Here is a 12,036-nt window from a genome sequence, read left to right as displayed (position 1 = left end):
GGTAACAAGATGACAATACGTGTGCTTTTAGTTGAAGACGATGTTAGGTTAGCTGATTCAGTAATGCAATACTTTGAATTGCAGGGCATTACGGTTGACCCATGTACCAATGGTAAACAAGCAACTAACTTTTTACAGCAGTCAAATTATGATGTGATCGCCTGTGATGTAAACATGCCGAAAATGGATGGATTAGAATTTTGTCACAATGTCCGTGCATCCGGTGCTGATATCCCGTTTATTTTTATCTCAGCAAACGATGGTTTAGATGACAAGCTGTTGGGGTTTGATAAAGGCGCTGATGATTATTTAACTAAACCCTTTGAACTCCGTGAGTTATTGGCCAGAGTAAAATCTTTATCTAATCGTAAAAGCAATGTAGTAGAAACACTTGATATTAAAGAGTGCCAATTACAATTAAATTTAAAACAGCGCAAAGCTTATCGCCAGCAACAACCGGTTAAATTAACTAAATCAGCTTGGAATATATTAGAGGTGCTCGCTAAAAGTTACCCTGAGCCCGTGAGTAAACAAGATCTCGCTTTTGCGATTTGGGGCGAAGAGGTGGAAGATATTGAATCTCTTAAAGTGCATATTTATAACTTGCGCAAAGTGTTAGATAAACCTTTCGATTTTGCTATTTTACACTCGGTCAGTGGTTTTGGTTTTAAGCTGGCGGGGCAAAGTTAATATTTATTATGTCACTATTTAATTCAGCTTTTCGTCATCATTTTGCCTTCTGGTTAGCTTTTGCTGGGGCTATTTTGGTGTGCGTATATATCTGTTTTAAATTTGTTTATCTGCATATCAATATCGCCGAATCCCATGCTGATTTATTGTCAGAATTTTCCCGCCGTACAGTTGCCCGTATGCAAGCTAACCCTCAGGTTTATCAAGACAATAGTCAGGTATCGCTTGGCAATCGCAAAATGCAGCTGGTGGCTGATTACGCAAAACTGCAGAAAGTGTTACCTTATGTCCCAGCAGATCCAACTCAACTCATTAACAATAAAATAAATCTGGTTTTTGATAGTTTTAATGGCCTGTTTTCAGTCGCAAATTTTGCAATTGTTTATCCAATTCCAATTAATCAAGGCGATGGGCAGGGCAGTTATTGGACATTTTTTCGTTTTGCACCTGAGCTAAACGATGAACTGATTGAAATTCATCTAAGGCAAAGTTTACAACCCGTGATATTCACTTCAGCCATTATCATCACTTTGTTGTTTTTAGCTCAGGTAACCTACACCTATAAAATGGATTCCAACCTAGCCAAGTTGGCCGATTGGGCGCAAGGTTTGTCGCTTGCCAAAGCAAATGTTACCCCTCCCAAATTAGCTGAGCGCGGTTTAACCCCGTTGGCAACAACAGTCAGTAAAAGTTTAATGGCGTTTAATCAGGTATTAGAAAAAGAGCAATCTTTTGCCAAATTTTCTAGCCATGAGCTGCGCACTCAGGTTGCAATATTATCGGCCAATATGGAAATTCTCGATGCGATTATGGCTGATTTAGAGCCGAACGAGCGCAAAGTTTTGTATCGCATGGAGCAGGTGGTTTCTGACATGAAATACCAAACTGAAGCTTTATTGTGGATCAGCAAAGAAACCGAACAAGAGCTTGAATATACCGATTGTGACTTGTTGGTTATGTTAGAAAAAGCACAAATAGACAATCAATATTTGCTTGAAAAGAAGCCGGTAACACTGCAGCTTTTTGGCGAAAAGCGCATAGTGCAATCGCATACAACTTTACTGCAAATTGTCTTGAACAACTTATTGCGCAACGCCGCACAAAATACCTTTAATGGTGAAATTGTTGCTGAGGTGACCCCAAGCAGTGTGATTGTGACTAATCAAGATATTGATGACATAGACGGTAAAAATAACCCTGATGGATTTGGTATTGGCTTAGTTATAGTTGAAAAAATCGCTAAACGACTGAATATTCAATACTTAGTTACACCTTTAACTAACGGCCGCAGAGTCGAACTTATCATTCCTTAACCTTAATTTAACCCGCCTTGCGGTATCTTCGATTTAATAAACTAAAATTAGAGGATATCGAGTGAAATTGTTTAAATCTAAGCTAGCTATGGGTTTAGTCATTGCAGGTGCGAGTGCTGCTTTATTCACGGCCTGTGTGTCAACCCATGGTGAAACTAATAATCGCCAAAATATGTCAGCTGCAAGCCAAACCAAACAACTAAATCCTGAACACAAATATGTGGTCTATCAGGTGTTTACCCGTTTGTTCGGTAACACCAATACCACCAACAAACCTTGGGGAACAATTGAAGAAAATGGCGTTGGTAAATTTGCTGATTTTACCCCAACAGCACTGAATGCAATTAAAGATTTAGGCGTTACGCATATTTGGTACACAGGTGTACCACACCACGCTGTAATTAATGATTATAGTGCTTATGGTATTAGCAATGATGACCCTGATGTGGTCAAAGGTCGTGCTGGTTCACCTTACGCGGTGAAAGACTATTATTCGGTTAATCCAGATTTAGCGATAGATCCCGCCAAGCGTGTTGCTGAATTTGAAGCTTTAATTGAACGCACGCATGTTGCTGGTTTAAAGGTATTAATAGATATAGTGCCAAATCATATTGCGCGTAATTATCAATCGTTAGATAAACCTGCTGGGGTCGAAGATTTTGGCGTCAATGATGACACCTCGGTTGAATATGCGCGCGACAACAATTTTTACTACGTGCCAAAACAAGATTTTAAAGTGCCTGCAGCGCTAAATGATTACAAACCTTTAGGTGGCGAAAAACACCCATTGGCTGATGATTATTTTGCCGAATCACCGGCTAAATGGACAGGCAATGGTTCGCGTCATGCCCAGCCGCATTTTCATGATTGGTACGAAACAGTCAAAATTAACTATGGGGTCAAACCCGATGGCAGTTTAGATTTTCCAACTTTACCTGCCGATTTTGCGCAAAAAGATTACCAAGCACACTTTCAATTTTGGTCGCAGCATGATGTACCTAATTCTTGGATTAAATTCCGTGACATAGCTTTATATTGGATAGAAAAAGGCGTGGATGGTTTCCGCTTTGATATGGCTGAAATGGTGCCAGTGGAGTTTTGGAGCTATATGAACTCGTCGATTAAAATGGCGAATCCAGACGCGTTTTTATTGGCTGAAATCTACAATCCAAAACGCTATCGCGATTACATTCATTTAGGCAAAATGGATTATCTATACGATAAAGTGGATTTTTACGACAGCTTAAAACCTGTGATGCAAGGTAAAGGTTCAACCGATACTTTGGTTTCTATCCAAAATCGTTTTGCAGATATTGAACACAACTTATTGCACTTTTTAGATAATCACGATGAACAAAGAGTGGCGAGCCCTGAGTTTGCCGGTGATGCCAATAAAGGCAAACCTGCCATGTTGGTGTCAGCCACTATAAGCACATCACCTATGATGGTTTATTTTGGTCAAGAAGTGGGTGAAGACGGCAGTGAAGAAACCGGATTTGGCGATCCTAGCCGCACCACTATTTTTGATTATGCAGGTGTACCTGCGCACCAAAGATGGATGAATGGCGGTAAATTTGATGGTGGTAAGTTAACGGATGATGAGCGTCAACTACGCGATTTTTATCAAAGGTTATTAAACTTCACCATTTCAAGTGATGCGTTAATGGGGGCTTACGCAGATTTACACCAAGTAAACCGCAGTGCTAATTATCAAACTTACACAGATCAGCAATTTGCTTATGCGCGTTTTAGCGATAAAGAAAAATTAGTTATTGTGGCCAATTTTGCTGAAACAAAAACACCTTTGATTAATTTGGTGATCCCTGCTGACGTTATTGCCGATATGGGCTTAGCAGACGGTCAATATAAATTAACTGAAAAATTATATGGTGAATATCAAAGCAAGTTAACCGTCACTAATGGCCGAGGTTCAATTGATGTTGAACTAGCTGGGCTAGGTTCATTAATCCTATCTATACAGTAATTTTTGTAATTGTTAAGTAACCTGAGTTCAGGTTACTTAACAAAGGCACGAACTTTAGTTTGTGCCTTTGTTGCATAAATGTACATCTTAACTATTTTTTACCTTTGACGGTGTAGTGTGTATTTGAAACCAATAAACATTGGTTTCAGTTACTACACATAACTTACACAAAACAAAGGAAAGAAAATGCAAATCAATTTTGATAAAGCCAAACTAGGTTTAGCCGTCCTTGCATTCGGGTTTGGGATCAGTTTTTCACACCCTAGCTATGCAGTTACACCCGCTTGGTTAAATGACGATCCACAAGCTATTTGGCAGATGTCTCCGGGCGTGTATAAACAAGGAAATACTTGGTACGCAATATTTCACGCTCAGCCAAATGATAACAATGTAAAACTTTACGGCGCTTTTACTGGTTGGGAAGCTGGTGGTGTGGCTTTAACCCCAACTCCAGATGGTAAATTTTGGTGGTTTAAAGGTACTGACAGTAGCTTTGCCAATACACCACAGCATGGTGACGAATACCGTTTTATGTTAGAGCGAGATGGACAAACTATTACAGTACAAGATCCAGCGGCACGCTGGGTGACAGATTCAAATCTGTCTACTGGTATGTCAAAAATCTACCTGTCTGAGCATTATCAGTGGCAAAGTAATAATTGGGACAGACCACAACAGCATTATTTTAACATTTACCAACTACATCCGCTGCGTTTTACCAGCCGCAATGGCACAACACCTTTTGCCGAAGTGACAGAAGAGCTTAACAATAGTGGTAATAATGATTACATCAATGATTTAGGCGTCACTGCTGTGCAATTGCTACCAATCAGCGAGTTTGCAGGTAACGTCAGTTGGGGTTATAACCCATCGTTTTTTTATGCAATTGAGTCGTCATATGGTGGGCCAGACGCTTTAAAAGCTATGGTAGACGAAGCGCATAAAAACGGTATTGCGGTTATTTTAGATTTAGAATTTAACCATGTAGCCACCGGCGACAATATTTTATGGCAAGTCAATAACGACACTTATCTTGATGGAGATACAGTTTGGGGTGGTTTATACAATTTTGACAATGATGTCGCAAAACACTTTTTAATTGAAAATGTTAAATACCTAGCTGAAGAATTTAAAATTGATGGTTTTCGTTTTGACCATACTAATACTATTCATAACGTAAACAGTAGCTTTGTCACAGTTCAAGGCAGTGGTGGTGGTTGGCAATTTTTACGCGAGTTATATGGCGCGGTGAAAGCTGTTGATAATGACATTTGGTTTACCGCAGAAGAACTGCCAGATTGGTGGGGTATCACCGCTGATGATTTAGGTAGCAGTGTTGCTGGAACTAGCCATGCACCTATGGATAGTCAGTGGGTTGATTTATTCCATGACAATTTTAAAGCGGTTATTTCAGGTGATCATTTAGACCGTTTATATAACGTCTGGGGTGAATATGGCGACGGTTGGCAGGATGCGACTGTATATACAAGTTCCCATGATGAAGTTGGTAACGTCGACGAACGAATTGCCAAGATCGCTAGAGACGGCAAAGGTTGGGAAATGAACCAAATTTCACTTGCTGGCACAATTTTAGCGCGTGGCACACCTATGGCATTTATGGGGCAAGAAGCTGGCGAAACGACTCAATTTCATATCGATTGGTGGGATGACAGACTTGATTTAAATGATTACACCAGCAACGCCGGACGGAAAAAAATCCTCGATTGGTACAAAAAACTCAATGAAATTCGCCGTAATGATGAGGTTTCAATTGCAACAGGCAATAGTTGGGTCAGCCACATTCATAATGAAAATGGTATAGCTGCATTTGTGCGCGATAACGGCAAATATGTTGTTGTGATGAATTTTAAAGGGACAACTTGGTTTGATTATGATGTTGGTATATCTGGTAAATATATCGAATTAGCCAATACAAGTTGGCCGATTTATAACTTAGATAATGTCACTTTTGCTAGCCGTGGTGGTGAGCAATCGTATGAGATAACCAATGTGCACATTCCAGCATACGGCGCTGTAGTACTCATGCGTGACGACACTGCTGCGCCTTTACCCAGGGTTGAATTTAAATGTGATAATGCAACAACAGTCTGGGGACAAAATGTTTATGTGGTTGGCAATATCGCTGAACTGGGCAATTGGGATACCAACCAAGCATTTGCGTTGCAACCTACTGCTTACCCAACTTGGACAGCGACACTAGATAATTTACCGGCAAACACAAGTTTTGAGTGGAAGTGTATCAAACGTGATGTTGGCAGTGTCCAGTGGCAGTCTGGCAGTAATAATTTAGCCAATACTCCGTCAACTGGCACTGTGACCAGCTCTGGTAGTTTTTAGTTTTTAGTTTTTAGTTAATCCCACAAAGGCGCGTATTGGTATACGCGCCTTTTTTGTTTTAAAAATGTTTAAATCTTAACCAAATTTTCACTTTTCCAGTTGTAGAGTGTATTTCGAGGCCAATCATAGGGCTTCCACACTTACACTCACACAAAACAAAGGAAAATTTATGCTCAGCAAATTTGTTAGTGCAAAACAATGCCTAGCTACGGCCGTTTTCGCGCTTGGTATAGGATTATCATCGCACACGCTCGCGGTTACACCAGCTTGGCTTAACGGCGATTCGCAAGCCATTTGGCAAATGTCACCTGGCGTGTATAAACAAGGTGATACTTGGTATGCGATTTTTCACGCTCAGGCCAACGATACCAACGTAAAACTTTATGGCGCTTTTACAGGATGGGAAGGCGGTGCTGTCGCGTTAACGCCAACGCCAGATGGCAAATTCTGGTGGTTTAAAGGCACAGACAGTAGTTTTGCCAATGCGCCGCAACATGGCGACGAGTATCGCTTTCAAATTGAACGAGATGGCCAAATCATCACAGTGCAAGATCCCGCAGCACGTTGGGTGACGGATTCAAACCTGTCTACTGGCATGTCAAAAATCTATCTGTCTGATCATTATCAATGGCAAAGTAATAATTGGGACAGGCCACAACAGCATTACCTAAACATCTATCAATTACACCCGTTACGTTTTACTAGTCGTAACAGTGGTAGCCCATTTGCTCAAGTGACAGAAGAGCTAAACAACAATGGTACCAACGATTACATCAGTGATTTAGGCGTGACTGCAATTGAGTTTTTACCTATCAGTGAATTTGAAGGAAATTTCAGCTGGGGTTATAACCCCTCATTTTTCTATGCAATAGAGTCGTCATTTGGTGGGCCTGATGCACTTAAAGCTTTGGTCGACGAAGCGCATAAAAATGGCATTGCGGTCATCCTTGACTTGGAATACAACCATGTGGCGATTGGTGACAATATTTTATGGCAGGTGAACAACCAAACATACTTAGATGGTGACACAGTTTGGGGCGGATTAATTAACTATGACAATGATGTAGCAAAACACTTTTTTATTGAGAATGCAAAATATTTAGCCAAAGAATTTAGAATTGACGGTTTCCGTTTTGATTCGACTAATACAATCCACAATGTGGATAGTGCAAATGTCACAGTACAGGGCAGTGGTGGCGGTTGGCAGTTTTTGCGTGAATTATATGGTTCAGTAAAAGCAGTTGATAATGACATTTGGTTTACCGGTGAAGAGTTACCAGATTGGTGGGGATTAACTTCAGATGATGCCGGCAGCTCTGTTGCAGGCAGTAATCATGGGCCTATGGATAGCCAGTGGGTTGATACTTTTTACCATGATTTTAAGGCTGTTCTCAAAGGTGATCATTTAGATCGTTTGTTTAATGTTTGGGGTGAATTCGGCGACGGTTGGCAAGATGCCACTGTATTTGCCTCGTCACACGATACAGTTGGCAATGTTGATGAACGTATCGCAAAAGTGGCTAGAGACGGCAAAGGTTGGGAAATGAATCAAATATCATTGGCCGGCACAATTTTAGCCCGCGGCACACCTATGGTATTTATGGGCCAAGAAGCTGGTGAAACCACCCAATTTCATATCGATTGGTGGGATGACAGACTCGATCTCAATAACTACACAACAGATACCGCACGTAAAAAAATTGTCGACTGGTATAAAAAGCTTAATGAAATTCGTCGCAACGACGAAATTTCACTCGCCACTGGCAATAGTTGGGTAACCCATATTCACAATGATAACGGTGTTGCTGCTTTTGTCCGCGATAATGGTAAATATGTGGTCGTGATGAATTTCCGCGGTACAACTTGGTTTGATTATGATGTTGGTATATCTGGTAAATATATCGAATTAGCCAATACAAGTTGGCCGATTTATAACTTAGATAATGTCACTTTTGCTAGCCGTGGTGGCGAACAATCGTATGAGATAACCAATGTGCACATTCCAGCATACGGTGCTGTGGTATTAATGCGTGACGATAGTGCATCACCGCTGCCGAGTGTTGAATTTAGCTGTGATAATGCAACGACAGTGATGGGACAAAATGTTTATGCTGTGGGTGGTATCGCAGAATTAGGCAATTGGGATGTTAATCAAGCATTTGCATTGCAGCCAACAGCTTACCCAACTTGGACAGCAAGATTAGATAATTTACCGGCAAATACAAATTTTGAATGGAAATGTATTAAACGCGATCTTGGTGACCCAGAGTGGCAAGCTGGCAATAATAATGTGGTTAATGCACCAACGACAGGAATTGTGACTAGTAGCGGTTCTTTCTAGCGTTCATCTCTAATTAATCTATACTTGTTAAGGCACTTAAGTCATTAGAGTTGGCTTAAGTGTCTTTTTAGCTATTTAGTAGTAAAAAATGACTAAAGAGCTTTAAATTAATAGCTCTTTGTTGCATTATTGTTAAGTCTCATTTTGGCGTTTTATCTTAAGGTGTTATTGAATGCGTATACTTAAACAAGCTGTAGTTGTATCCAGTTTTACTTTGTGTTGTTTATTTTCTTTATTTACCCACGCCGAAACGATAATTCACTTGGATGTTGCAGAAGCCAAAGATAAGTATCACGTCGATTTACTCAAGTTTTTGTTTAGAAACGACAGCAACTATAAATTTCAGCCTTACCCACAAGATATAGCCTATGGTCGCCAGCATACTGAAATAGACGCAGGTAATTTAAGTGTTGCTGCATTTGGTACTTCGTCAGATCTTGAACAGCGAGTTCGTCCTATTCGTATCCCTATATTGAAAGGTTTATTAGGGCATAGAATTTTTATTATCCGCAAAGGTGAAGAAAGCCGTTTTGCCAATATTAATAACATGCAAGATTTGTTGGAGTTTAAGGCTGGGCAGGGCAGAACTTGGGCAGACACAGCCGTTTTAGAGAATGCCGGAATTAATACCATTACCACAGTAAAATACGACAACTTATTTTATATGTTAGATGGTGATAGGTTCGATTATTTTCCGCGTGCAGTACATGAACCTTTTTCAGAAGTTGCTGCTAGACCACATCTAAACTTAACAGTTGAAAAAAATGTGATGTTGGTTTACCCACTTGCGTTATATTTATTTGTTGCCAATGACAATGTTAAGTTAGCGAATGCGATTGAAGAACGCTTTGAAGCGGCAATTGCAGATGGTTCATTTGATGAATTCTTTTTCAACTATCCACTTATTCAAGACGTACTTAAAAGCGTAAGAATTCAAGACAGAAAAATTATTCGAATTGCTAATCCGAATATGCCTGCGAAAACGCCATTGGATAGAAAAGAATTATGGTTTGATATCAATAATATGGAATTGGTAAAGACTAACTACTAATCATATAGTTAGGCACTGTACTTAGTGCCTAACTTATAACCACTCAATTATTGTTGAGCTGCTAAAAACTCTTCATAACTACCACTAAAATCTTTATAGCCATTGTCGTTAAGTTCAATGACACGTGTAGCCAAACTAGAGACAAATTCGCGGTCGTGGCTGACGAAAATCAAAGTACCTTCGTATTTTTCAAGGGCAATGTTTAACGACTCAATTGATTCCATATCCAAGTGATTGGTTGGTTCGTCCATAATTAAAATGTTTGGTTTGTGCATCATAATTTTGCCAAACAACAAACGACCTTGTTCACCACCAGAGCAAACTTTAACCGATTTTTTAATGTCGTCTTGTGAGAACAATAAACGGCCTAAATAACCACGAACAACTTGATCATCATCACCTTCTTGACGCCATTGGCTCATCCATTCGAACAAGGACAAATCTTCTTCAAATTCATGGGCATGGTCTTGCGCGTAATAACCTATGTTGACGTTTTCCGACCATTTAATCATGCCTGAATCAGCTTCAAGTTCACCCATTAGTGAACGTAAAAAGGTCGTTTTACCTATACCATTGGCACCGATAACAGCAATTTTTTCGCCAACTTCAGCCAGTAAAGAAATGTTCTTTAGGATCTTTTTATCGTCAAAACTTTTGTTTAAGTTTTCAATTTCTAACGCATTACGGAACAATTGTTTTTCTTGTTCAAAGCGAATAAACGGGTTTACTCGGCTCGACGCTTTTACTTCTGAAAGCTGTATTTTGTCAATTTGACGTGCACGAGAAGTTGCTTGTTTCGCTTTAGACGCATTCGCCGAGAAGCGCGCTACGAATTCTTTTAGTTCAGTTATTTGTGCGGCTTTTTTCGCATTGTCCGCTAATAACTGGGCACGAGCCTGTGTTGCTGCAAGCATATATTCATCGTAGTTGCCTGGATAAACACGTAACTCACCATAATCTAAATCGGCCATATGGGTACAAACCGTATTTAAGAAGTGACGATCATGCGAGATGATAATCATGGTTGATTCACGTTGGTTGAGTGTTTGTTCTAACCAACGAATTGTGTCTATATCCAAGTTATTGGTTGGCTCGTCGAGTAACAAAATATCAGGATCTGAAAACAACGCTTGGGCTAATAACACACGTAATTTGTAACCCGGGGCAACTTCACTCATTGGCCCATAATGCAAAGAAACATCAATACCTACACCAATTAATAATTCACCAGCGCGGCTTTCTGCACTGTAGCCATCCATTTCGGCGTATTCCGTTTCTAAGTCGGCTACACGCATGCCGTCTTCTTCGGTCATTTCTGCTTTGGCATAAATAGCATCACGCTCTTCTTTAATTTTCCAAAGTTCACCATGACCCATAACAACAGTGTCAATAACACTGTATTTTTCAAAAGCAAATTGGTCCTGACGTAACTTACCAATGCGCTCGCCTGTATCTAGGCTGATGTTGCCAGCGGAAGGCTCTAAATCACGACCTAAAATTTTCATAAATGTGGATTTACCACAGCCATTTGCACCAATTAGACCATAGCGGTTACCACCACCAAATTTATGTGAAATATTCTCAAAAAGTGGCTTAGCACCAAACTGCTGAGTGATGTTATTTGCAATTAACACTATTACTTCTTACTCGTAAAATAAAATTGCGCATAGTTTACGTGGAAATAACTGGCGAGTCAGCTTTAATGCAAAGGATATTTTGTTGTGAGGTAGTCACGAGTAGAGAATGCTGCTAAGCAGCATTCTCTATGGTTAAGCTTAATGATGATGTGCGTGTTGTTTGTTTAGTGGTTGGCTACTGTAGTTATGTAACACCAATTGAGGTTCATCTAAATTTAGAAACACTGAGCTGACAATAAACTGCTCTTGGTAGACCCAGTTTTGATGTTTGTGGCTATTAAGAGATACAGCTATTTGATTAACACCTTGTTTAAGCGCGCTAGCTGGTATATGAAAGTCTGCTGCGTAGGCACGCAGGTACTTATTGCCATTAATAAATACATGAGCATGTCCTTGTAATATGTCATCCTGTGCATATTCTAAGTCGGTGTTGTCTGCATTGGGTGCATTTAAAATATAGTTATCTAAATTTAGATGTACGTTTATGCCATCCATTGGATCGCGCGTAATCAATAATTCAATTTTCGGGATCTTGTTGGTTGGCACAACTTGCATTGAGTGTTGGTGCACTTCTTTGGCATTTACTGCCGCGAGCAAGAGTACACCAATAAAAATAATCGCAAAGGTTAAAAGTCGTTGTAAAGATTGCATAGTCATTTAGT

8 protein-coding genes are annotated in these 12,036 nt (G+C 40.0%); 6 read left to right on the top strand and 2 right to left on the bottom strand.

Features of this window, described 5'->3' with window-relative positions; translation table 11 throughout:
• The first annotated feature begins 9 nt into the window (after positions 1-9).
• The 6 genes from ACMZOO_RS02645 (at position 10) to ACMZOO_RS02620 (ending at position 9,737) form a co-directional block, all read left to right on the top strand.
• On the top strand, positions 10-690 hold the full coding sequence (locus ACMZOO_RS02645) for a response regulator transcription factor (protein WP_440905262.1): 681 nt from the start codon (positions 10-12) through the stop codon (positions 688-690).
• Positions 691-698: 8 nt separating this feature from the next.
• Entirely contained in the window at positions 699-2,003 is a 1,305-nt protein-coding gene (locus ACMZOO_RS02640; RefSeq protein WP_440905261.1) for a sensor histidine kinase, read from the top strand.
• Between the two features lie 88 nt (positions 2,004-2,091).
• Positions 2,092-3,987, top strand: coding sequence for an alpha-amylase family protein (locus ACMZOO_RS02635; RefSeq protein ID WP_440906327.1), 1,896 nt, complete (start codon positions 2,092-2,094; stop codon positions 3,985-3,987).
• A 186-nt stretch (positions 3,988-4,173) separates the two neighbouring features.
• Positions 4,174-6,345: a carbohydrate-binding module family 20 domain-containing protein gene (locus ACMZOO_RS02630; protein WP_440905260.1), complete on the top strand. Its 2,172-nt coding sequence runs from the start codon at positions 4,174-4,176 to the stop codon at positions 6,343-6,345.
• Between the two features lie 169 nt (positions 6,346-6,514).
• Positions 6,515-8,686: an alpha-amylase family glycosyl hydrolase gene (locus ACMZOO_RS02625; protein ID WP_440905259.1), complete on the top strand. Its 2,172-nt coding sequence runs from the start codon at positions 6,515-6,517 to the stop codon at positions 8,684-8,686.
• Positions 8,687-8,858: 172 nt separating this feature from the next.
• Positions 8,859-9,737: a diguanylate cyclase gene (locus tag ACMZOO_RS02620; protein ID WP_440905258.1), complete on the top strand. Its 879-nt coding sequence runs from the start codon at positions 8,859-8,861 to the stop codon at positions 9,735-9,737.
• A 47-nt stretch (positions 9,738-9,784) separates the two neighbouring features.
• Here the strand turns inward: ACMZOO_RS02620 and ACMZOO_RS02615 are convergent, their stop codons facing one another.
• Positions 9,785-11,371 carry an ABC-F family ATPase gene (locus tag ACMZOO_RS02615; protein WP_016957886.1) on the bottom strand — a complete coding sequence of 529 codons (1,587 nt, stop codon included), beginning with the start codon at positions 11,369-11,371 and terminating at the stop codon, positions 9,785-9,787.
• A 141-nt stretch (positions 11,372-11,512) separates the two neighbouring features.
• Complete coding sequence (locus tag ACMZOO_RS02610; RefSeq protein ID WP_440905257.1) at positions 11,513-12,031, bottom strand: hypothetical protein; 519 nt, start codon at positions 12,029-12,031, stop codon at positions 11,513-11,515.
• Positions 12,032-12,036 lie beyond the last annotated feature (5 nt).

This window comes from Catenovulum sp. SX2 (assembly GCF_052056295.1).
Lineage (GTDB): Bacteria > Pseudomonadota > Gammaproteobacteria > Enterobacterales > Alteromonadaceae > Catenovulum.
Note: the sequence above shows the minus strand (reverse complement) of the source record. Positions and strands in the feature narration are given on the sequence as shown.

What these genes read in the sequence shown, in the direction of transcription:
- ACMZOO_RS02645 (WP_440905262.1), top strand. Translation starts at nt 10, where the DNA reads ATGACAATACGTGTGCTTTTAGTTGAAGACGATGTTAGGTTAGCTGAT.
- ACMZOO_RS02640 (WP_440905261.1), top strand. Translation starts at nt 699, where the DNA reads ATGTCACTATTTAATTCAGCTTTTCGTCATCATTTTGCCTTCTGGTTA.
- ACMZOO_RS02635 (WP_440906327.1), top strand. Translation starts at nt 2,092, where the DNA reads ATGGGTTTAGTCATTGCAGGTGCGAGTGCTGCTTTATTCACGGCCTGT.
- ACMZOO_RS02610 (WP_440905257.1), bottom strand. Translation starts at nt 12,031, where the DNA reads ATGACTATGCAATCTTTACAACGACTTTTAACCTTTGCGATTATTTTT.
- ACMZOO_RS02630 (WP_440905260.1), top strand. Translation starts at nt 4,174, where the DNA reads ATGCAAATCAATTTTGATAAAGCCAAACTAGGTTTAGCCGTCCTTGCA.
- ACMZOO_RS02625 (WP_440905259.1), top strand. Translation starts at nt 6,515, where the DNA reads ATGCTCAGCAAATTTGTTAGTGCAAAACAATGCCTAGCTACGGCCGTT.
- ACMZOO_RS02620 (WP_440905258.1), top strand. Translation starts at nt 8,859, where the DNA reads ATGCGTATACTTAAACAAGCTGTAGTTGTATCCAGTTTTACTTTGTGT.